22 protein-coding genes are annotated in these 20793 nt (G+C 59.4%); 18 read left to right on the top strand and 4 right to left on the bottom strand.

Annotated features, from left to right (window positions below):
- Positions 1-139: 139 nt before the first annotated feature.
- The 4 genes from purF to GBEM_RS11640 all read left to right on the top strand — a co-directional run bounded on the left by purF (position 140) and on the right by GBEM_RS11640 (position 3571).
- Entirely contained in the window at positions 140-1564 is a 1425-nt protein-coding gene (gene purF / locus GBEM_RS11655) for an amidophosphoribosyltransferase (protein ID WP_041263222.1), read from the top strand.
- Positions 1564-2112: an orotate phosphoribosyltransferase gene (gene pyrE, locus GBEM_RS11650; RefSeq protein WP_012530762.1), complete on the top strand. Its 549-nt coding sequence runs from the start codon at positions 1564-1566 to the stop codon at positions 2110-2112. The genes purF and pyrE overlap by 1 nt, the downstream gene beginning before the upstream one ends.
- Positions 2113-2332: 220 nt before the next feature.
- Entirely contained in the window at positions 2333-3022 is a 690-nt protein-coding gene (locus GBEM_RS11645) for a YkgJ family cysteine cluster protein (protein WP_012530761.1), read from the top strand.
- A gap of 3 nt (positions 3023-3025) precedes the next feature.
- Complete coding sequence (locus GBEM_RS11640; RefSeq protein ID WP_012530760.1) at positions 3026-3571, top strand: YaeQ family protein; 546 nt, start codon at positions 3026-3028, stop codon at positions 3569-3571.
- Positions 3572-3684: 113 nt separating this feature from the next.
- Here GBEM_RS11640 and GBEM_RS11635 read toward each other — a convergent pair whose 3' ends face one another.
- The 3 genes from GBEM_RS11635 to GBEM_RS11625 all read right to left on the bottom strand — a co-directional run bounded on the left by GBEM_RS11635 (position 3685) and on the right by GBEM_RS11625 (position 6248).
- Positions 3685-4419, bottom strand: coding sequence for a DUF72 domain-containing protein (locus tag GBEM_RS11635; protein ID WP_012530759.1), 735 nt, complete (start codon positions 4417-4419; stop codon positions 3685-3687).
- A gap of 17 nt (positions 4420-4436) precedes the next feature.
- Positions 4437-4985: a phosphatase PAP2 family protein gene (locus tag GBEM_RS11630; RefSeq protein WP_012530758.1), complete on the bottom strand. Its 549-nt coding sequence runs from the start codon at positions 4983-4985 to the stop codon at positions 4437-4439.
- 240 nt (positions 4986-5225) lie between these two features.
- A complete protein-coding gene (locus GBEM_RS11625) occupies positions 5226-6248 on the bottom strand; it encodes a cytochrome c3 family protein (protein WP_012530757.1) in 1023 nt (340 codons plus the stop codon).
- 148 nt (positions 6249-6396) lie between these two features.
- Here GBEM_RS11625 and GBEM_RS11620 point away from each other — a divergent pair, with 148 nt between their 5' ends.
- From GBEM_RS11620 to GBEM_RS11570, 11 genes are all read left to right on the top strand, one after another.
- On the top strand, positions 6397-6936 hold the full coding sequence (locus tag GBEM_RS11620) for a DUF4124 domain-containing protein (protein WP_012530756.1): 540 nt from the start codon (positions 6397-6399) through the stop codon (positions 6934-6936).
- 87 nt (positions 6937-7023) lie between these two features.
- Positions 7024-7854 carry a carboxylating nicotinate-nucleotide diphosphorylase gene (gene nadC, locus GBEM_RS11615; RefSeq protein ID WP_012530755.1) on the top strand — a complete coding sequence of 277 codons (831 nt, stop codon included), beginning with the start codon at positions 7024-7026 and terminating at the stop codon, positions 7852-7854.
- Positions 7851-8834, top strand: a complete 984-nt coding sequence (locus GBEM_RS11610; protein ID WP_012530754.1) for a biotin--[acetyl-CoA-carboxylase] ligase — start codon at positions 7851-7853, stop codon at positions 8832-8834. Before nadC ends, GBEM_RS11610 begins: the two co-directional genes overlap by 4 nt.
- A 107-nt stretch (positions 8835-8941) precedes the next feature.
- Positions 8942-9706: a type III pantothenate kinase gene (locus GBEM_RS11605; RefSeq protein WP_012530753.1), complete on the top strand. Its 765-nt coding sequence runs from the start codon at positions 8942-8944 to the stop codon at positions 9704-9706.
- Positions 9707-9856: 150 nt separating this feature from the next.
- Positions 9857-11962, top strand: coding sequence for an elongation factor G (gene fusA / locus GBEM_RS11600; protein WP_012530752.1), 2106 nt, complete (start codon positions 9857-9859; stop codon positions 11960-11962).
- 87 nt (positions 11963-12049) lie between these two features.
- On the top strand, positions 12050-13177 hold the full coding sequence (locus tag GBEM_RS11595) for an SPOR domain-containing protein (protein WP_012530751.1): 1128 nt from the start codon (positions 12050-12052) through the stop codon (positions 13175-13177).
- A 6-nt stretch (positions 13178-13183) separates the two neighbouring features.
- The gene (locus tag GBEM_RS11590; RefSeq protein ID WP_012530750.1) at positions 13184-14122 is read left to right on the top strand and encodes a hypothetical protein; all 939 of its coding nucleotides are present in this window, start codon (positions 13184-13186) and stop codon (positions 14120-14122) included.
- Between the two features lie 16 nt (positions 14123-14138).
- Positions 14139-15008, top strand: coding sequence for a GTP-binding protein (locus GBEM_RS11585; protein ID WP_012530749.1), 870 nt, complete (start codon positions 14139-14141; stop codon positions 15006-15008).
- 7 nt (positions 15009-15015) lie between these two features.
- Positions 15016-15699 carry an MgtC/SapB family protein gene (locus GBEM_RS11580; protein WP_083770312.1) on the top strand — a complete coding sequence of 228 codons (684 nt, stop codon included), beginning with the start codon at positions 15016-15018 and terminating at the stop codon, positions 15697-15699.
- A gap of 38 nt (positions 15700-15737) precedes the next feature.
- Entirely contained in the window at positions 15738-16274 is a 537-nt protein-coding gene (gene rbr, locus GBEM_RS11575) for a rubrerythrin (protein ID WP_012530747.1), read from the top strand.
- A gap of 141 nt (positions 16275-16415) precedes the next feature.
- The gene (locus tag GBEM_RS11570) at positions 16416-17231 is read left to right on the top strand and encodes a cytidylate kinase family protein (protein WP_012530746.1); all 816 of its coding nucleotides are present in this window, start codon (positions 16416-16418) and stop codon (positions 17229-17231) included.
- A 196-nt stretch (positions 17232-17427) separates the two neighbouring features.
- On the opposite strand, the gene GBEM_RS11565 is transcribed toward GBEM_RS11570, so the two are convergent.
- On the bottom strand, positions 17428-18285 hold the full coding sequence (locus tag GBEM_RS11565) for a PHP domain-containing protein (protein ID WP_012530745.1): 858 nt from the start codon (positions 18283-18285) through the stop codon (positions 17428-17430).
- 142 nt (positions 18286-18427) lie between these two features.
- On the opposite strand from GBEM_RS11565, the gene GBEM_RS11560 reads away from it, so the two are divergent.
- The 3 genes from GBEM_RS11560 to GBEM_RS11550 all read left to right on the top strand — a co-directional run bounded on the left by GBEM_RS11560 (position 18428) and on the right by GBEM_RS11550 (position 20307).
- Entirely contained in the window at positions 18428-18652 is a 225-nt protein-coding gene (locus GBEM_RS11560) for a hypothetical protein (RefSeq protein WP_012530744.1), read from the top strand.
- Position 18653: 1 nt separating this feature from the next.
- Positions 18654-19316, top strand: coding sequence for an endonuclease III domain-containing protein (locus GBEM_RS11555; protein WP_012530743.1), 663 nt, complete (start codon positions 18654-18656; stop codon positions 19314-19316).
- A gap of 133 nt (positions 19317-19449) precedes the next feature.
- Positions 19450-20307 (top strand): NAD(P)-dependent oxidoreductase, encoded by an 858-nt coding sequence (locus GBEM_RS11550; RefSeq protein WP_012530742.1) that lies wholly within the window; start codon positions 19450-19452, stop codon positions 20305-20307.
- Positions 20308-20793: the final 486 nt, after the last annotated feature.

Genomic DNA, 20793 nt, shown 5'->3' with positions numbered 1-20793 from the left:
GGCTCCGCCAGGTGCCTGTCTCCCTTCGGGGATGGACTGATCTCCCCACCGAGGGGAAGAATGGTGGACGATCCCTTCGGGGATACAAAGAAGGATCGACAGGTAAGCAGTTCTTTTATAAGGAGCAGTCGTGGAAGAAATGATGATGCGCAGGCCCGAAGAAGAGTGCGGCATTTTCGGTGTATTCAACCACCCGGAGGCCTCGAACCTCACCTACCTCGGACTCTACGCCCTTCAGCACAGGGGACAGGAAAGTTGCGGTATCGTCTCCTCCGACGGAAACAACCTGCACTCCCACAAGAGCATGGGACTTGTCGCCGACGTTTTCGGCAATCAGGAAATCTTCAAATCGCTGCCGGGCAAGGCTGCCATAGGCCACGTCAGGTACTCCACCACCGGCTCGTCGGTGATCAAGAACGTGCAGCCGATCATGGTGGACTACTCCCGCGGCTCCATCGCCGTGGCCCATAACGGCAACATCGTCAACGCCCAGATCATCAAGGATGAGCTCGAAGCGTACGGATCGATCTTCCAGACGACCATGGACACCGAGATCATCGTGCACCTTCTGGCAACCTCGAAGGCCATCTCGCTGCAGGACCGGCTCACCGACGCGCTCAGCCGCATCCAGGGGGCCTACTGCCTGCTCTTCCTGACCGAAACCCGCATGGTCGCCGTCCGCGACCCCAACGGTTTCCGTCCGCTTTGCCTCGGGCGCCTGGGGGGCTCCTATGTGGTGGCTTCCGAGAGCTGCGCCCTCGACCTCATCGATGCCGAATTCATCCGCGAGATCGCGCCGGGCGAGATGATAGTCGTCGATAAAAACGGCATGTCCTCCTTCTTCCCGTTCAAGAAGGTCGATCCCACCCCCTGCATCTTCGAATTCGTCTATTTCGCCCGTCCCGACTCCCACATCTTCGGGAAAAACGTGTACCAAGTGCGCAAGGAGCAGGGGCGCCAGTTGGCCCGCGAACACAGGGTGGACGCCGACATCGTCATCCCGATCCCCGATTCCGGGGTTCCCGCGGCGCTCGGCTACGCCGAGGAGTCCGGCATCCCGTTCGAGCTGGGGCTGATCCGCAACCACTACGTGGGGCGTACCTTCATCGAGCCGCAGCAGGCCATCCGCCACTTCGGCGTCAAGATCAAGCTGAACCCGGTGCGCGAGGTGCTGAAGGACAAGCGCGTGGTCGTCATCGACGACTCCATCGTGCGCGGCACCACCTCCAGGAAAATCGTCAAGATGATCCGCAACGCAGGCGCGAGGGAAGTGCACGTGCGCATCTCTTCGCCTCCGACCAGCTACCCCTGCTACTACGGGATCGATACCCCCAACCGTAAAGAGCTGATCTCCTCGTCGCACTCGCTCGACGAGATCCGCCGCTACATAACGGCCGACTCGCTCGGCTATCTTTCCGAAGAAGGTCTCATGTCATCCGTCGGCGCGGAAAATGCCGGCTTCTGCACTGCCTGCTTCACCGGGGGCTACCCGGTAAAATTCCCGCGGCTTCTCGACCAGGACGAGCCGCAGATGGGGCTATTCGAAAAGGAGATCGAGAAATAATGAGCGAGAAGGAAAGGCTGAAGAAGATCATCATAGAGCTGTCCTACGAGAAGAGGAACGTCACCCTGGCCTCCGGTCGCCAGAGCGATTTCTACTTTGACGGCAAGCAGACCACGCTGCACCCGGAAGGTGGCTACCTCACCGGCAAGCTCTTCTTCGACGCGATCAAAGACGTCGAAGGGGTGGAAGGGGTAGGGGGGCTCACCCTCGGCGCCGACCCGATCGCGACCGCCACCTCCATCGCCAGCTTCCTGGCGGGGAAACCGGTTCCCGGCTTCATCATCAGGAAGGAGCCCAAAGGTCACGGTACCGGCGCCTGGCTGGAAGGAAGGAAGAACCTGAAGCCCGGCTCCAAGGTCGTCATCGTCGAGGACGTCGTCACCAGCGGCGGTTCCTCCATCAAGGCGATCAAGCGCGCCGAAGAGGAAGGGCTTGTGGTTCTGGGTGTAGTCACCCTGGTCGACCGTGAAGAAGGGGGCCGCGAGAACATCGAGGCCGAAGGGTACTGGCTCAAGTCCATCTTCACCAAGTCCGAGATCCTTGCCTAACAAACGGTAGATAGTATTTCACCGAAGGCGGCAATGAAACTATTGCCGCCTTTGTTTTTAGACAAATGCGAACTGCGGAACACAGAGGTCCCGGAGGTTCACTGAGGGCACAGAGGAAAATCTTCAAACGGGGGAGAACCCGGTTTTCCCCTTTCTTTTAGCCTTTCCTTTGTGTCCTCCGTGTACCACTGTGACCTCTGTGGTAATGCTTAAAGGTTCTATGCAAGAAGTACTGACTAAATTTCGGATTTTGCTCGATAAGGTCGATGCCTGGTTCGCCCGCTCGATGGAGCTCTACCCGGAGAGCATCGCCTGCAAGAGCGGCTGCTCTGCCTGCTGCCGCTCCACCTTTGACATCACGCTCCTCGACGCCTATTACCTGAAGCTCGGGTTCGACCAGCTCCCCGAGGCCACCAGGGAGACGGTGCTGGTCAAGTGCCGCGACAGGCTCGCCCTGATGCGCGAGGCATGGCCCGAGTTCGACCACCCGTACCTCTTGAACTACCGCGACGAGGAGGAGTGGGAAGTTCTCATGCCCGACGAGGATGAGACCCCCTGTGTGCTGCTGGGAGATGACGGCCGTTGCCTGGTCTACCAAACCCGCCCCATGACCTGCCGGCTGCACGGCATACCGCTGGTCGATACCGGCGGCGAGGTCATGCACGACGAGTGGTGCACCATGAACTTCACCGATGCCGACCCGCTCCGGATGGACGGGCTCAGGGCCCCCTTCGACGAGATGCTGCACGAGGAGGTGGCGCTTTTCAGGGAGTTTACGACGGCACTTGTAGGCGAAAGGCTTAGCGAAGTGGACACCTTGATACCGACCGCGCTTTTGATCGATTTCGAGAACTGCGACTGGCGCGGCGTGCTGAAAAGCGATACCGGACAACCTCAAGGATTGGATTAACTAATGGCACTTCCCTCTACGATTTACCGCGCTTCAGTGCAGCTTTCCGATCTCGACCGCCAGATCTACGAGCAACTGCAGACCACCATCGCGCAACACCCCTCCGAAACTGCGGAAAGGCTCTTGGCTCGCCTGCTGGCGTATGCCCTGTGCTTCCGCGAGGAGCTCGTCTTCACCAAGGGGGTCGGCTCCGGCGACGAGCCGGATCTCTGGAGCAAGGGGCCCGATGGGAGGGTGCAACTGTGGGTCGAGGTGGGGCTCCCCGATCCCGAAAAGCTCGCCAAGTCCTGCCGGCACGTCGAGCGCGCCATCCTCTTTGCCTTCGGTTCCGGGCTGAACCGCTGGCTGCCGCAGCATCAGGTGAAGCTCGCCTCGATCCCCAACCTGACCGTTGTCGCTCTCGATTTCGGTTTCCTTTCACAACTTGCCACAGACCTGCAGCGCGTCATCTCCTGGTCCCTCACCGTCACCGAAGGGAACCTCTATCTCACCGTAGGCGATCAGACTCTGGAGAGCGCTCTGCAGCAGGTAAGCGGTCCGCCGCTTTGAATCATGGTGGGGGTAGAGGAATTACCTTTCCCCTCTTTGTGGAGGAGTTGCTATTGTGCTCACCCCTTTGAGAAGGGGGGACGGGGGGGATTTAGCTCTGGGGGAGGCGGGGCCTAGTCGGGTTCCTTCAGCATGGAAGCCAGTTCCTGCGCGTTCTGGGGTGCAGCTCCGCCCATGTCGTTGTTGTAATAGATGTACACGTCGAGCTGCCGGTCCAGGTAGCTCCTGATCCTCGCCGCATCCTTTTCCAGCTGTTCGCTCGTATAGAACCCGTTGTAGCTCCCCTCCATGCCGTGCCTGCGGATGTAGACGAAGTCCGCCGTGACGGGGAGGGTGTCGATGAACGGGGGGTGGTCCGCCATGCACAGTGAGATGTTGCGGCTCTTGCAAAGGGCTACCACTTCGTCGGTGAGCCAGCTCTGGTTCCTGAATTCAAGCGTGTTTCTGACGTGATACTGCGCCACCTGATCCAGAAATCTTTCCAGCGCGGGAAGATCCGCTTTGAATTGCGGCGGGAACTGCCAAAGTACCACCTGCAATTTCTCCTGAAGCTCTTGCGCGGCTCCGAAGAATCTGGCCAGCGCGCTCTCGACGTCCACCAGCCTTTTTATGTGGGTGATGTACCGGCTCCCCTTGACGGCAAACGAGAAGTTCTTGCCGCTTTGCTCGTACCAGTGCCTGAAGGTTTCCTGCGTGGGGATGCGGTAGAAGGTTACGTTTAACTCGACCGTAGCAAAGACCGAGCGGTAGAAGGCGAACCACGCCTTTTGCGAGACGTCGTCCGGATAGAAGTTGCCCCGCCAATGCTTGTAGCTGAAACCGCTGCACCCCAGGTTTAGCTTTGCCATGTCCTTTCCCCCCTGGTTTAGAAGGATCGTTCCCACCTTAGTCCCAGCCAGTCCGGCCCGATCACCGGGGCTACGTAGCTCGCGTTTTCGGGCGTCACGAAGAGCTTGCCCACCCCGTAGGATAGCGCCATCGACGCTATGACGTCGCGCCAGTGATGGTCGTGGTTCTGAACCCGGTTGTTGGCCACGTATGCGGTGGCGAGCCAGGCTGGGACCCCGTACATCCAGCCGTAGCGCTCGCTGTAGAAGGCGGCACCGGAAGCGGCGAAGGCGACGTGCCCGGATGGGAAGCCGTAGCCGTTGCCTGTGGGGCGCCTACCGAGGCTGGTCTCGTTGAAGCCGAGCCGCGCGATGGAGGTGAGGGTCTGGTTGGCGATCGTGTTGCGCAGCCATTGCTTTTCGCCTTCCACGTCGTGTCTGAAGTAGGCGACGGCGATGGCTGACACTGGTATGGCTGTCATTACGGCATGACCTACTATTTCCGATGAGATGCTCATTGCCGGAGCAGGTCTGAAGAGTGTAATCAGGAGGGCGAACAGGGCTGCGCAATGCGGTAGTCTGAACATTGGTGGCCTCCTTGCGGCCGCGCTTTCTGGCGCTGCCGGCTGTCGTTTTATGACTGTAACCACTCGACTGCGACTGTCTCTGGTGTTTATTGGAAATTTCAAACTCGGGAAGTATACCCTAAGCTTTGAGGCGGGCTAGGAGCTCAACTGTTTTCTTGGCTGCGGGAATGGGCAATGAATAAAAAAAGGCGGAGCCTGATAGCAGGCGCCGCCTTTTGCGTGTGAAAATGTGTCAGTCTGTTACATCTTGTGGCACTTGTCGCAGTCGCCGTTGGAGGAGAATGCGTCCTTGCCGTTGTGGCAGGCGCCGCAGGATTTGCCATGCTCCATGTCGCCCATGGTGGAGTGCTTGGCACCGGCCTTGAACGGGAAGAGCTTGGTGTGGCAGTCAGCGCACTTGTAAGCTTCCAGGTGGAAGTCGTGGCTGAATTTCACATCGCCGCTCTCGGTCTTGAAGGTGACCGTGCCGGGCTTGTACCCTTTGTGGCACTTGTTGCAGTCGCCGTTGGAGGAGAAGGCCTCTTTGCCGTTGTGGCAGGCCCCGCAGGACTTCCCTTTAGCCATGTCAGCCATGGTGAAGTGCTTCACGCCGGCCTGGAAGGGGTAGATCTTGGTGTGGCAATCCTTGCAGGAGAACGCTTCGATATGGAAGTCGTGGCTGAACACCGCGTTGGTGACGCCCTTTGACTTGAAGCTGATCTCGCGCGGCTTCATCCCTTTGTGGCAGTTGCCGCAGTTGCCGGCTACCGTGAAGGCCCGCTTGCCGTTGTGGCAGGCGCCGCAGGTTTTGCCTTTCTCCATCTGGGCCATGGTGACGCGCCCTTCCTTGCCGGTGATGACCACGCCGTTATGGCAGGCTCTGCACTCGCCCTTCAGTTTGGCAAGGTGGTTGCTGTGGCTGAAAACGGTCTGCCCTGCGTTTTTCACTTTAAACTGAATGTCACGCGGCTTGCCTTTGTGGCATTTGACGCAGCTCTTGTCGTCCGCTACGCTGAAAGCCTTGACACCGGTATGGCAAGCGCCGCAGGACTTAGTCTTTTCCATCTCGGCCATGGTGAAATGACGCTTTAACTTAAGATTGAAGATAGCGTTGTGACAGATCCTGCAATTGTTGTTATATTTCTTCAGGTGGACATCATGGCTGAAAACGACAGCGTCAGCATTCTGAAGAGGGAATTTGATGTCCTTTGTCTCCTTTGCCAACACTGCGACTGGCAGAAGGCAGACAATGAGAAGCGTAAGGGTGGCGAGGCGAAACTGCATGGTACACTCCTTCTAGCTTGGTATTTGCTCTGCCGACCGAGGCATTAGCCGGGATAATATACACATCGACAAGGTGGCCGTCAATTCAAAAGTATTGATTGTTTTTTATGTTTTATGACTGCAATGACTGTGTTTAAGAGGGAAACCAATGAAAACTTGCCTGCCCTTTTTCCTGACTATTTCCCTGCTGATCCCAGCCCCCGCTAGTTCCGCTTTTTACCAATGGACCGATGCCAAAGGTGTCGTCCACATGACCGACGATGCCCACAAGGTGCCCAAGCAGTATAAGGGAAAGGCGACGCGCATCGAGGTGAAGGAACCGGCCCGGCTCCCGGAGGCTGCGCCCCCCGAGCCGGGCCCTGCCGCGGATCTCGCCGCGCCTGCTGCCGGCAGGGGGGAAGCGAGCGTTCCCGGGGGGCACGACGAGACATGGTGGCGCGCCCAGTTCGGAGAGCTTAGGTCGGAGCTGAAAACGCTGCAGGCGGCACGCAGCCAAAAGGAGCAGAAACTGGTCGAACTGAGGCGGCGCAGGGCCATCTTCCAGCGTTCGCGTGACCGGGCGGCGATAAATGAGGCGGAGGCGCAGGCCTCGGCTGACGACGCCCGCATCGGCGATCTGTTGAACCGGATAGCCGCCTTGGACCTAGCAGCGTCCAAGGCAGGGGTCCCCGCGGAGTGGCGACAGTAGCTTTTATAGCGGAAGTATTAGCGGTTGCGGGGCTAGTTAAGCTGTGCTATAAAAAAATGCCGCTTTTCGAAGGAGATGCCCGATAACATGAACCAAATTGACAAGATAATCGATAACGCCCTCGCCGAAGACATCCACACCGGTGACATAACCACCCTCTCAGTTTTACGCAAGCCGCGCCAGATGCGCGCCAGATTGGTCGCCAAGGAACCGATGGTCCTGGCGGGGATCGCCGTGGCCGAGCGCGTTTTCTCCCGCATCGACGCCAGTGTCAGCTTCAAGGCGGAGTTCTCCGACGGCGATAGCCTCGCCAAGGGGGACGTCATCGCCCGCATGGAAGGAAACGCCGCCTCGCTTTTGCAGGGGGAGCGGGTCTCTCTGAACCTCTTGCAGCGCATGTGCGGCATCGCCACCCAGACCGCAGCCTACGTGAAGGAGCTGGAAGGAACCGGCGCCCGCGTCGTCGACACCAGGAAGACCACCCCGGGACTGCGCGTGCTTGAGAAATACTCGGTAAGGGTAGGTGGGGGGACCAACCACCGCACCGGGCTCTACGACGGCGTGCTCATCAAGGAAAACCACATAGCAGCCGCCGGCGGGATCCTCCAGGCGGTGAGCGCCGCCCGCGCCTACATCGCGCACACCCTCAAGGTCGAGGTGGAGACCGAGAATCTCGACCAGGTGGCGCAAGCGGTTGAGGCCGGCGCCGACATCATCATGCTCGACAACATGGGACTCGAAGAGATGACGAAGGCCGTCCAGATGATCGGCAAAAGGGCGCTGGTCGAGGCCTCGGGCGGGGTGAATCTGCAGACCATCAAATCCATCGCCCAGACCGGGGTGGACATCATATCGGTCGGGGCCTTGACCCACTCGGTCAGGGCCACCGACATCTCCATGCTGATGGAGGAAGTTTGAAAGAATCCGGAGTAGACGGGAAAATCCTGGAACTGTTCCGCTCCGGAGACGGTGTGGTATCCGGCGCCGCGCTCAGCAAGGCGCTGGGGGTTTCGCGAACCGCAGTCTGGAAGCACGTCAAGGGGTTAAGGGGCAAAGGGTACCAGATCGAAGCTGTCCCCTCCAAGGGGTACCGGCTGCTCTCCTCCCCCGAAATTCTCACCAATCTCGACATCACCGCCGGCCTCGGCACCAAGAGGGTCGGCTCCTCGGTCATCTGCCTCAAGGAGACCGATTCCACCAACTCCGTCGCCTTCAAGATGGCGGAGGAGGGGGCTCCCGAAGGGACCGTGGTCATCGCCGACACCCAGTCGGCCGGCAAGGGGCGGCTAGGTCGGATCTGGCTCAGCCCCCCCGGAGTGAACCTTTACTGCTCCGTGGTACTGCGCCCGGCGATAGCCCCGGTGGCTGCCTGCCAGCTCACCTTCCTCTCGGTGGTCGCCGTGGCCCGCGCCGTCGAGCGCTGCACCAACCTTAAGCCGCAGATCAAGTGGCCCAACGACATCCTGATCAACGGGAAAAAGGTTGCCGGGCTTCTGAACGAGATGAATGCTGAGACCGAGAAGGTGAACTTCGTGGTTCTTGGCATCGGGGTCAACCTTAACCTCCGCATGGCCGTCATCAGCGAAGGACTTTTGCGCCACCCCGCGACCTCGCTCCTGGAGGAGGGGGGAGAGGAGGTGGACCGGCTGAGGTTCACCCGCGCCCTTTTAGAGGAACTGGACCAGCTGTACGACAATTTTCTGGTGCAAGGGGACGGACCGGTCCGGGCCGAGTGGCTGGCGCGTTCCGCTATCAAGGGGCGCAGCGTAAGGGTGAGCCAGCAAAACCGCGAATTCAGCGGCGTGGTGCAGGGTGTGGATTCCTTCGGGGCGCTCCTGGTGCTCCTGGGCGACGGCACCCTGGAAACGGTGCTGTCCGGGGACGTCGCGTTCATCTAAAAACGCCTCACGCAAAGCCGCGAAGGCGCAAAGAAAGACGAAACTAAATGAGTAGGTCTCGAAGGTTTGCTTTGCGCCTTTGCGGCTTTGCGTGAGGAGGTTCGGGTTTGCTTTTGGTTATCGACGTCGGGAACAGCAACATCGTTCTCGGGATATACGATGAAGAACGCCTGGTCCGGGACTGGAGGGTATCCACCGACAAGTCCAAGACTATCGACGAGTACGGCATCTTGTTCCACGACCTGTTCCGCCTGGCGGACATCGTCTTCACCGACGTGAAGGACATCATCATCTCCTCGGTGGTGCCGACCCTAACCGGCGTGCTGGAGAAGCTCTCCCGCCAGTACTTCAAGATTTCGCCTTACGTGGTCGGCCCCGGCATCAAGACCGGCATGCCGATCCACTACGATAACCCCAAGGAAGTCGGGGCGGACCGCATCGTTAACGCCATCGCCGGGTTCGAGAAGTACCGCACGGCGCTCATCATCGTCGATTTCGGCACCGCCACCACCTTCGACTACGTCAACAAGAAGGGTGAGTACTGCGGCGGCGCCATCGCACCGGGGCTCGCCATCTCCATGGAGGCCCTGTTCATGAAGGCGAGCAAGCTGCCGCGGGTCGATATCGCCCGCCCCCCCAGCATCATCGCCAAGAACACGGTGAACTCCATGCAGGCCGGGATCTTCTTCGGCTACGTGGGGCTTGTGGACGGGATCGTGCAACGGATGAAAGGGGAGGGGAAGGAGAACCCCAAGGTAATCGCCACCGGGGGGCTCGCCTCCCTGATAGCGCCTGAGTCCGTCACCATCGAGGAGGTGGACGAGTTCCTCACCTTGGAGGGGCTGCGCATCATCTACCAGAGGAATAAATAAGTAACCAACGCCCTCAGGGCACAAGGAGGAGGTCCCCCCATCGAGATTCGTACCGCCGGGTAGTTTGTTGTTGGTTTCGTCTGCTTTACTCAAGTCAGATCTCGTTTCAGAGTAGGTCATCACTGATTTTCTATTCTAAGGGAGGGCACTATGGGAAGGTATGAAACGGCAAAACTGCGGAACCTCGGAATTGTAGCCCACGGCGGTGCGGGCAAGACCTCGCTCGCCGAGGCCATCCTGTTCGACACAGGCATGATCGACCGACTGGGCCGCGTCGACGACGGCACCTCCACCATGGATTACGAGCCCGAGGAGGTCAAACGACGCATCTCCATCACCTCCTCCCTGGACCACTGCGAGTGGCACGGGTGCTCCATCCATCTGGTCGACACCCCGGGCTACGGCAACTTCATCGCCGACACCCGCGCCTGCATGAGAACCCTCGACTGCGCCGTCGTGATCCTCTCCGCCATCTCCGGCGTCAAGGTCCAGACCGAGGAGGTCTGGCAATGGGCCAATGAGTTCGAGATCCCGCGCATCGCCTTCGTCAACAAGATGGACCGTGAGAGGGCCAACTTCTTCCGCGCCATCGATGATATGGAGAAGGCGCTGGGGGCGCGCGGCGTGGCGGTGCAGATACCGCTTGGGTCCGAGGAGAACTTCGAGGGGGTCATCGACCTGGTGCGCATGAAGGCGTACCGGTATCAAAAAGACGGGTCGGGGAAGTTCAGCGAGGGGGAGATCCCTGCCGACGACCTTGCCGAGGCGCAGCGCCTCAGGGACCTGATGGTCGAGACGGTGGCGGAGGCGTACGACGCGCTCACGGAGAAGTTCCTGGATACTGGGGAACTGACCGAGGAAGAGATCCTGGACGGGCTCAGGGTCGGTACCCTGAGAAGCACCTTTACCGCCGTCTTCTGCGGTTCGGCTACGGCAAACATAGGGATCGCCCAGCTTCTGGACGGGATCTGCGCTTACCTCCCGTCCCCCTTGGACCGCACCAAGGCGGTGGGAATCGATCCCAAGACCGAGCAGGTCATCGAGCGCGCCCCCTCGGAGAGCGAGCCGTTATCCGCGCTGGTGTTCAAGACCACCTCCGACCCCTACACCGGGAAGATCACCATCTTCAGGGTCTATTCCGGGGTGCTCAACTCCGATTCGCTGGTGTACAACTCCACCAAGGAAGTGCAGGAGAGGATCGGACAGATCTACGAGCTTGAGGGTAAAAAGCAGCACCCGATCAAGCAGGCCGTGGCGGGCGACATCGTCGCGGTGGCGAAGCTCAAAGAGACGGTCACCGGGGACACGCTCTGCGACGAGACGAAGCCGATCGTCTACGAGCCGGCCCAGCCGCTCCAGCCTGTCATCTCCTACGCCATCGAGCCCAAGACCAAGGCCGACGAGGACAAGATCCACTCGGCCCTGCAGCGCATGATCGAGGAGGATCCGACCATAGAGTCGCACCGCGACCCTCAGACCCGCGAGTTCATCATTTCGGGGATGGGGCAGGTGCACCTCGAGGTGATAGTCGAGAAGATGAAGCGTAAGTTCGGCGCGGACGTCCTCTTGAAAACCCCCAAGGTCCCGTACCTGGAGACCATCCGCGGCAGCGCCAAGGTGCAGGGGAAATACAAGAAGCAGTCCGGCGGCCGCGGCCAGTACGGCGATTGCTGGATCGAACTCTCCCCGTTGCCGCGCGGCGAGGGGTACCTGTTCGAGGACAAGATCGTCGGCGGCGTCATTCCGCGCCAGTACATCCCGGCGGTAGACAAGGGGATCCAGGAGGCGGCCAAGGAAGGCTTCCTCGCCGGAAACCCTGTGGTGGACTTCAAGGTGGCTCTCTACGACGGCTCGTTCCATACCGTCGACTCGTCCGAGATGGCCTTCAAGGTGGCGGGTTCCATGGCCTTCAAGAAGGCGATGGAACAGTGCAAGCCGGTCCTTTTGGAGCCGATCGTCAACATGAAGATTACGGTCCCCGACGAGAACATGGGGGACGTCATCGGCGATCTCAACTCCCGTCGCGGCAAGGTAGTCGGTGTCGAGCCCAAGGCGAACTCGCAGATCATCAGGAGCGTGGTCCCCATGTCCGAGGTGCTCACCTACTCGAACGACCTCCGTTCCATGACCAGCGACCGCGGCATGTTCACCTCCGAGTTCTCTCACTATGAGGAGGTCCCGAGCCACCTGGCGCAGAAGATCATCCAGGAGGCGCTGGATCAAAAGGGTAACGGCAACAACCATAAAAGCGCTTAGTTTGCGCTTAGCATAACGTGCCCGGTCGCTTCGAGACCGGGCACCGCCTTAATTCAACAGCAGATGCAAAAAGGGAGGATGAGCTAGATGCAGAATCAATTCACACCGGACGCGGACGAACACGACGAGACCCAAGCGAAGAAGAGTTCGCAGCAGCGGCTCCTCCTGCTTCTCTTGCTGCTCATTGCCCTTTTTGCCTACCTTTACTTCTTTACCGGCTTGATCAGGCCCCGTGCCGACCAGGCCGCGGCACCCGCACCGGAACCGGCAGCCCAGCCGGCGCCTGGCGTAGTGAAAAAACCGCTGCCGCCCAGGCCGGAAGCTTCGGCCTCCGCCAAGACTACGGCCGACAAGTCAGCCTCCGCCCAGGCTACGGCCGGCACGCCGGCAACCGACAAGGCTACGGCCGGCAAGTCGGCAACCGCCCAGGCTCCGGCCGGCACGCCGGCAGCGGGGAACACTCCGGCTCCGGGGGCGACGCCTGCTGCTCCGGCTAAGCCCGCGGCTGCTGCCAAGCCTGCCGCACCTGCTGCACCCGCTGCTCCGGCTAAGGAGGCGAAACCGGCTACTGCGGCCAAGCCGGCTGCCCCCGCTAAAGAAACGAAGCCGGTCGCCGCTGCAAAGGAAGCAAAGCCCGCTGCAAAGGAGGCAAAATCTGCCTCGGCTGCCAAGGCTGAGAAGGCTGAGAAGGCTGAGAAGGCTGAGAAGGCTGAGAAGGTGGCTTCGACAAAGAGCGCGAAACAAGCGGCTAAGGCCGCGGCCTATGCCCTGGACATCAACGGCGATCTCGCCGAAAGCGAGATGGGACCGGTGACCGCCAAGCTGAAGAAAGCCGGTATCGCCCACGTGGTGAAGACCAAGGCGCAGAAAGGGGAGCCGATGCACCGCCTGTTCTTGGCCGATTTCGGCGACAGGAACGAGGCCATCGAGCAGCTGGACCGCCTGAAACAGGTGGCCCCCAACGCCTTCATGCTGAAAGAGAACGGCCGGTACGCGGTGTACGGCGGGTCCTTCCTGCGCGAAGGGAAAGCCGCCGTGGAGCAGGACCGCCTCTTCGACAAAGGGGTCAAGCTCATGCTGCAAAAAGCCACCATACCGGTCCCGGTGGTTAAGCTGCGTGCCGGGAGCTTCGCCGATCAGGCCAGCGCCAAGAAGGCGGCTGCCAACCTGAAAAGCGCCGGGCTCTCCGCCACAGTGGTCAAGGTCGGGAAATAGAGCTGCGTGTCGGGCAAGGTTACCTTCAGGATCTCGGCGGCGGCAGCCCCGTACGTCGGTGCGGATAAACCCCGGCAGCAGAGGCTAGAGGCTGCTTCGGGCAAGGTGACGCTTCCGCCTGCCGATTTCGTGCTGCTCATCTATTACCTTTGTCATGACCAGGACCCGGAGGTTAAGCGGAGCGCCGTGACGACGCTGCGTGCCCTGGGTGCCGGCTTGCTGAAGCAGGTGTTGGCCGATCCCGAGTTGCATCCGCGCATCCTGGACGCCCTGGTGCAACTGCACGGCAAGAACCCTGACCTGGCTCCCCTCTTTGCCAAGCATCCTAGTCTTTCCAGCACCGCCGCAGCCGCGCTCGGCCTGCAAGAAGGTGCTTCGGCAGCACCTGCCCCGTCCGGCGCGCCGCCGGTCTCCCCGCAGGAGGAGATCGTTCCCCCCCGGCAGATCCGCAGTGAGGATGACGACGTAGCCGACGAGGAAGAGGGTGCGGTGCAACCGGACGAGGACGAGCCGATCGATGAGGAGGAGTACCAGTCCAAGTACCAGATGGCCCAAGGCATGGGGGTCAGCGACAAGATCAAGATCGCTATGACCGGCGATAAGGAATGGCGCTCCATCATGATCAAGGACAACAACAAGCTCGTCTCGTCGGCGGCGATCAAGAACCCGCGCATGACCGAGTCGGAGGTCCTTTCCATTGCCAAGTCGGTGGTGGGAAACGACGAGATCATGCGGGTAATCTGCACCAACAAGGAATGGATAAAGAACTCGCAGATCAGGAAGGCGCTGGTGATGAACAGCAAAACGCCGCTGCCCCACGCCCTGCGTTTCGTGGCGACACTCCCCGAAAAGGAACTTGCTCAGTTGGCCAAGAGCAAAAATGTGAACACGGCCATCTCTTCGCAGGCGCGCAGGATGCTGATGAGCAAGAAAGACAGCAGATAAACTAGGGGGAATCCAGATGGCTCTGGTTAACCAGGCAAAACGTGAAATTAATGCGAAGATCGTCTTTTTCGGACCGGCGCAGGCCGGCAAGGCGACCAGCTTGAAGCATGTCTTCAATAAGCTCAAGCCGGAATTCCGCGGCGCCATGAAGGTGATGAACGTCCAGGACGCCCGGATGCTGTTTTTCGACTTCACCCCGCCGGGGGAAGGCAATGTCGACGGCTACAAAGTCCGTTTCCACCTCTACACCGTTTCCGGCAGCAACGTCGATCCTGCCGCCTGGAAGATGGTGCTCAAGGGGGTGGACGGGGTGGTCTTCGTGGCCGACTCAGCGCCGCAGCAGCAGGAGCAGAACCGGCGTTCCATGGACGACCTCGTTGCCTTTCTGCAGAGTTACGGGCAGAGCCTCGTCTCGGTCCCGACCGTGCTGCAGTTAAACAAAAGCGATCTCCCGGATGCGGCTGCCGTGGCCGATCTGGAACGGAGCCTGAACCCGTCCCGGCTCCCCAGTTTCAGGGCCAGCAGCCAGAATGGGGAGGGCGTGCTCCAGGCGCTCATGTCGTTGGTCAAGACGGTGCTGACCGGGCTAAAGTCTTCTGGCGCCGAAGGAATCACCGGGAGCGAGGGATTGCAGCGGGTAGTCGAGGAGCCGGTAGCGTCTTCTGCGGCCAAGCCCCAGCCCCCCACTACCGCGCCGCAGCCGTCACAGGCCCGCGCCACGGAGCCCCCAGCAGGCGCTGGCGAGGAAGAACCGCTCTCCCTCGAACTGTCAGGAGCGCCCACCGCGGCAGGGGGCGACGTCATCAGCGTTCCGCTCACCATCCGCAGCGGTTCCCGCAGCAAGCAGGTCGTTTTGACCCTGTCGCTTGCTGTAGAGAAGGGGTGACGGCTTGTTGGGACCGGAGTTGCATCTGCATCTGTTCGCACGCCTGCTGCTGGCCTCTATTCTCGGCGGCCTGATCGGTCTGGAGCGCGAGGTTCACGGCCGGCCGGCGGGGTTCAGGACGCACCTGCTGGTATCGCTTGGCTCCTGCCTATTCTGCCTCACTTCCATCGAGGTGTACCAGTTATACGGGAATTTCAGCGGCGTGGTTCCGGTTGGTATCGACCCCGGTCGCATCGCGGCGCAGGTCGTGACCGGCATAGGTTTCCTTGGCGCCGGCGCCATCATCAGGGAGCGGGCCTCCATCCGCGGACTCACCACAGCTGCCTGCCTGTGGGTGGCTGCCGGGCTCGGCATCGCCTGCGGTTTGGGGCTCTTTCAGATGGCGATCGTGGTTACCGCCATCGCCCTCATCAACCTGCTGCTGCTCAAGCAGGTGGAAAAAAGGCTCAACCGCGACATCTACGTCGTGGTCAAGGTGTGGGGCGATGATCGCCCTGACTTCATTCAGCAGGTGTATCAGCTTCTTGGGGAAACTGGCATAGAGCGCGTGGAGGCCAAGTTCGAAAGAGACTTGGAGAGGAAGTTGATGTTCATCGAGTTCCAGATGAAGCGAGGCAATAAGATAACTTCTCCCGATCTGCTCGCCAAATTGAGCGAACTTCAGGGGGTCAAACGGGTAAGTGTCGATTGAGCGAATTAAAACTGGCAACAGGAAAGGAGTTACTGAGCATGACTGAACTTAAAGGAAGCAAAACGGAAAAGAACCTGCTGGAGGCTTTTGCCGGCGAGTCGCAGGCGCGCAACAAGTACACCTATTACGCATCGGTCGCTAAGAAGGAAGGGTACGAGCAGATAGCGTCGCTCTTTCTGGAGACGGCCGAAAACGAGAAGGAGCACGCGAAACTCCATCTGAAAGCGCTCGGGGGAATCGGGGATACCATCACCAACCTGAAAGCCGCAGCCGCAGGGGAGTACGCCGAGTGGGTGGACATGTACCCCCGGATGGCCAAGGAGGCCAAGGAAGAAGGGTTCACCGCCATCGCCGCCGTGTTCGAGGGCATCGCTAACATCGAGAAGGCGCACCAGGAGCGTTACAAGGCATTGCTTGCCTCCATAGAGGACGGGACCGTCTTCAAGGAAGAGGAGCCTACGGTCTGGAAGTGCCGCAACTGCGGTCACCTCCACGAGGGGGTCGAGCCGCCGCAGGGTTGTCCTGTATGTCATCACCCGAAGGCCTACTTCGAGCGCAGCGCTGAAAACTACTAGAGTTCACCAGGGGGGGATCATTCCCCCCTGCATCTTTTACCCAGGCCTCGCATTCCTATCTTTCCGCGCCAAAATCCCTTGTATACAGAGTGATTCGCATGATATGATGCCCTGGTTTCTCATTAGCAATAGGAGGCATGCATGGCAATCATCACAATTTCCAGAGAGATGGGTACCGGCGCCTACGCCATTGCCAAGGAATTGGCAAAGAAGCTCAAGTACACGCTCGTCGATCGCCTGAAGATCGAAGAGCTTGCACCGGCATACGGCCTGACGCCCGAGATCCTGGAGAGGGTCGACGAGAAGCCGCCTTCATACCGGACCGCAGAGGACCGGTTGCAGGCAGCGCATCTCGCCACCATGGAGCTGATCCTCCTGGACAACGCCAGGAAGGGAAACGTGATTCTCTACGGAAGGGGGGCTCAGGACCTGATCAAGGGCGTCACCAACGTGCTCAAGGTCCGATTTATTGCGCCTTTTGAAGACCGCGTGGAAAAATTCGCGGAAAGGGAGTGGATCGATCCCGATCTGGCCCGGGAGCTGATTAGAAAGAGCGACCACCAGTTGGGAGGGTTCATCCATTTCTACTTCGACCGCGACTGGAATGACCCGATGGCCTACGACCTGATCCTCAACACCAGCAAGTCCAGCCATAGCGCCATGATCGAGTCTGTCATAGCAGCCTCCAAGGATCCCCGTCTCAAAGCAGGCGAGGGTGAGTCCATGGCGCTTCTTGACGACTGCATCCTTGCCAAGCGCGTCGAAGCAGAAATTCTCAAGTCGTCCCTTGAGCGCAGGCTGCGCATCACTGCCAAAGACGGCGTCGTCACGCTTTCCGGTCACGTACAGGCAGAAGGGCAGATCGAAGAGGCCGTTCGCATAGCCGGTTCCGTCTCCGGTGTGACCGACGTGGATTGCGACTTGGATGTGGTCAGCTACAAACCGGTGAAGGACTAAAGGCAGGGGAGAGGCAGGGACTAGGGGCTAGGGGCTGATGGACCCTGTGGACCCTGTGGACTCCATGGACAATATTAAAACTACAAAGGGGCTGGTGGCGTTTCAACGCCCCAGCCCCTGTTTTTTCCAGCCCCAAGCCCTAGCCCCTGTTTTTTCCAGCCCCAAGCCCTAGCCCCTGGTGTTCCAGCCCCCAGCCCTAGCCCCAGGTTTTCCCCTGCTTCTTCAGTTCTTCCACGCAGCTGTACGGCACTGCCATCGAACCTTTGCCGGTCCCCATGCAGATCCCTTCCTCGATGCCGTGGTAGTCGGACCCTCCGGTCCAGACCATCCCCCTTTTTTCGGCGAAGCTGCGCAAGTAGGCGCTGTCCTGTTCGCTGCAGACGTTGTTGTAGACCTCAAGACCGGCGAGCCCCATCTCCATCAGCTGCTCTATGGCCTTGGAGAGTGCTTCGCGCTCGTTGGTGATGGTAGTGGGATGCGCCAGCACGGCGACCCCTCCCAGCCTCTTTATCGTCCCCAACGCCTCGTCAACGGGGAAGTAACGCTTGGGGACGTCGCAGGGGAGCAGGTAGCGGACGAAGGCATCCTGCATGTCGCGGACATATCCCTTGGCCATGAGCACCTGGGCTATGTGCGGGCGTCCCAGCGCTCCTCCCGCCAAGGCCGCCGCTTCCGCGCTGGCGATGGTGGCTTTTCCCTCCAACGTGAGCTTCTCGTTGATGCGGCCTATGATCGCCTCGCCGCGGGTCTCACGTTTTTCCCTGAAATCCTTGAGTATGGCGAGAAGCTGCGGGTCGCGGTGGTCGAGCAGGTACCCCAGCAGGTGAACGTCGCGGTAGGAACCGAAGGCGACTGAGAACTCTATGGCGGGGAGCACTTCGACTCCCTGTGCGCTTCCGGCTGCCATCGCCTCGTCTATGCCGTCGACTGTGTCGTGGTCGGCCAGGGCGATTGCTTTGAGTCCAAGCTCGGCTGCCATGGCAACTAGTTCAGCCGGGGTGCGTACCCCATCTGAGTAGGTAGAGTGAAGATGCAGGTCAACTAGATTTGTCATTGTGTCTCCATTTTGGTCAGAGGGTCATTATAGGGGGTTTCCTCTTTTGTGCAACCGCTAACTCTGCATATATCAGTTGCCTTGACACATAGCATCTTGTATAAGTAGGCATTACTTTTTTAAACAATAACAAGAGGTGTTTGTGGCACAGATAAGAGGAATGGGCGGCGCTATCTTCGCTATTTCCACCTTCGTTCTTGGGGGGATCTTAACCTTCTCCGGACTTGGGCTGATAGCTTTTATGAAATACAAGGACCTGTGGGGACTTGGTGAGGGAAGAAGCATCGGCATTCTCTTTGTCTGCGTGGGACTTCTTCTGTCAATCCTGGGAGTGCTGGTGATGCGTCTCGTGCGCAACAGGATCTAGCATGAAGGACGATCAGATACACCAGGCCATCGCCATCCTCAAGGATGCGGTGCTGACAAAAGGGTGGGTGACTCCGGCGGTCACTATCGTGGCTACGCAGGACCGCGACCCCTACAAGGTGCTGGTCTCCTGCATTCTATCCCTGCGAACCCGCGATCAGACCACAGCCGAGGCTTCCCAGCGCTTGTTTGCGCTTGCCGATACACCGCAGAAGATGACGGAACTCAGTGTCCCCGAGATCGAGCAGGCCATCTACCCCGTCGGGTTTTACCGGGTCAAGGCACAGCAGATTTTAGAACTCTCGTTCCAAATCGGTGAGCTGCACCAGGGGAGGGTGCCCGACGAATTGGAGACCCTGCTGACTTTCAAGGGAGTGGGGCGCAAGACGGCGAACCTGGTGCTGACGCTTGGATACGGCAAGCCCGGCATCTGCGTCGACATTCACGTGCACAGGATCTGCAACAGGTGGGGGTATGTAAAAACAGTCAATCCTGAGCAGACAGAGGGTGCTTTGAGAAAGAAGCTCCCGCCCGAGTACTGGATCATAATCAACGATCTTCTAGTGACTTTCGGGCAAAACCAGTGCACACCTGTCTCACCGCGCTGCTCCACCTGTCCCCTCTATGCGCTCTGTGACAGGGTCGCTGTTACTAAGTCTAGATAAAACAGTGTTGCACTAAAGCGCTCTTTGAGTATAATGAGTCCTTGAGTTTTTTAAGCCACATTCTCACCGCCAGTTAGACGCGGTGGAAAATGTTATCCGCTGATGACACGCATCAGCTACTTTCGGGGGTATTATGCTGAAGAAAATCGGTTTTGTAGGTCTGGGTACCGTGGGTGTCCACATGGCCGCCAACCTGGCCAAGTCGGACTACCAGTTAACGGTGTTTGATCAGGATGCCAAGGCGGTTGCGGAACTGGCGACCTTGGGCGTCAAGGTCGGCGAGTCGCCCATGGCGACCGCAAAAGGGCAGGACCTCGTCATCGTCATCGTGCCTGATAGCGACTTCCTAGTCTTCGGCCAAGATGGCGTTTTTGAAGGTATAGACCCCGGTACTATCCTCGTCGACATGGGAACGCACTGCATCGAGACCATCCAGCGCATGGCCCAGGAGGCCGTGAAGCACCGCGTCATGTTCCTTGAGGCTCCGGTATGGGGAAGCAAGGAGCACGCGGCCAACGGTCTGCTGACCATTCTCGCCGGCGGGGACGAGGCGCTTCTGGGCCGCTGCCGCGAGCCGTTCTCCTATTTCGGTCTCAACATCATCCACATCGGCAAAGTCGGCGACGCCACCAGGATGAAGCTGATCGTCAACCTGCTGCAGGCCGAGATGATGCAGTCCCTTTCCGAAGGTCTCGTGTTCGGCGAGAAGATGGGATTCAAACCGGACAAGATCCTCGAGGTGCTGGACTCCGGCGGTGTCGCCTCTCCGCTGTTCCACTCCAAGGGGCGCTCCATCGCCCGCGGCGATTTCAGCCGTAACCTGGCGCTCAAGTACGTTCACCTCCAGATGCTGAGGGTGCTCGAGACGGCCGAGAAACTTGGCCTGGAGCTTCCTGCCGCCAAGACCGTCTCCGGCATTTTCGCCCAGGCGGTGGCCGACGGCAGGGGAGAAGAGGATTTCTCCGCCATCGTGAAACTGCTGAGGAAATAGCAGGCGGCTCTTCAATCAGAATATCAAAAAGGGGCATCCCATCACGGGGTGCCCTTTTTTTTTAGACTCTATTGGCGATGCGTGTTGGTTTCACACCTATAGAGCTGAGGGGACTGGCTCCGCCAGATGCCTGTCCCCTTGGTGACTAAGCTGAAAGGAGCGTTCTGCTAGAGGGACAGGCACCTAAGGAGCCTGTCCCTTCTGCCGTGCATCCTCTCTCCCGAAGTCCCTCGGAATCCCTGAAGAGCCTTTGCGAAGGGGGGGCAGAGGGGGGGGTCGTAACTGAATATTTTCACGCGCCGTAACTACCTGAATGTTAGAAAAATTTTCCTATACAAAAAAGTTTCCGATGGAGTAAAACTAGATGTCCACTTTTTGACGAATACGAATTTCGCAGTTTCCGCATTGTATTAGCCGCCGATCATGTTGCTGATGATCGTCTTTGAAAACCTGAACAACATCTCTATAAACATCAAGAACAAACCT

Source organism: Citrifermentans bemidjiense Bem (assembly GCF_000020725.1).
Lineage (GTDB): Bacteria > Desulfobacterota > Desulfuromonadia > Geobacterales > Geobacteraceae > Geomonas > Geomonas bemidjiensis.
Note: the sequence above shows the minus strand (reverse complement) of the source record. Positions and strands in the feature narration are given on the sequence as shown.

Coding starts and splice junctions, on each gene's coding strand:
- purF (WP_041263222.1), top strand. CDS start 140: ATGATGATGCGCAGGCCCGAAGAAGAGTGCGGCATTTTCGGTGTATTC.
- pyrE (WP_012530762.1), top strand. CDS start 1,564: ATGAGCGAGAAGGAAAGGCTGAAGAAGATCATCATAGAGCTGTCCTAC.
- GBEM_RS11645 (WP_012530761.1), top strand. CDS start 2,333: ATGCAAGAAGTACTGACTAAATTTCGGATTTTGCTCGATAAGGTCGAT.
- GBEM_RS11640 (WP_012530760.1), top strand. CDS start 3,026: ATGGCACTTCCCTCTACGATTTACCGCGCTTCAGTGCAGCTTTCCGAT.
- GBEM_RS11635 (WP_012530759.1), bottom strand. CDS start 4,419: ATGGCAAAGCTAAACCTGGGGTGCAGCGGTTTCAGCTACAAGCATTGG.
- GBEM_RS11630 (WP_012530758.1), bottom strand. CDS start 4,985: ATGTTCAGACTACCGCATTGCGCAGCCCTGTTCGCCCTCCTGATTACA.
- GBEM_RS11625 (WP_012530757.1), bottom strand. CDS start 6,248: ATGCAGTTTCGCCTCGCCACCCTTACGCTTCTCATTGTCTGCCTTCTG.
- GBEM_RS11620 (WP_012530756.1), top strand. CDS start 6,397: ATGAAAACTTGCCTGCCCTTTTTCCTGACTATTTCCCTGCTGATCCCA.
- nadC (WP_012530755.1), top strand. CDS start 7,024: ATGAACCAAATTGACAAGATAATCGATAACGCCCTCGCCGAAGACATC.
- fusA (WP_012530752.1), top strand. CDS start 9,857: ATGGGAAGGTATGAAACGGCAAAACTGCGGAACCTCGGAATTGTAGCC.
- GBEM_RS11595 (WP_012530751.1), top strand. CDS start 12,050: ATGCAGAATCAATTCACACCGGACGCGGACGAACACGACGAGACCCAA.
- GBEM_RS11585 (WP_012530749.1), top strand. CDS start 14,139: ATGGCTCTGGTTAACCAGGCAAAACGTGAAATTAATGCGAAGATCGTC.
- rbr (WP_012530747.1), top strand. CDS start 15,738: ATGACTGAACTTAAAGGAAGCAAAACGGAAAAGAACCTGCTGGAGGCT.
- GBEM_RS11570 (WP_012530746.1), top strand. CDS start 16,416: ATGGCAATCATCACAATTTCCAGAGAGATGGGTACCGGCGCCTACGCC.
- GBEM_RS11565 (WP_012530745.1), bottom strand. CDS start 18,285: ATGACAAATCTAGTTGACCTGCATCTTCACTCTACCTACTCAGATGGG.
- GBEM_RS11555 (WP_012530743.1), top strand. CDS start 18,654: ATGAAGGACGATCAGATACACCAGGCCATCGCCATCCTCAAGGATGCG.
- GBEM_RS11550 (WP_012530742.1), top strand. CDS start 19,450: ATGCTGAAGAAAATCGGTTTTGTAGGTCTGGGTACCGTGGGTGTCCAC.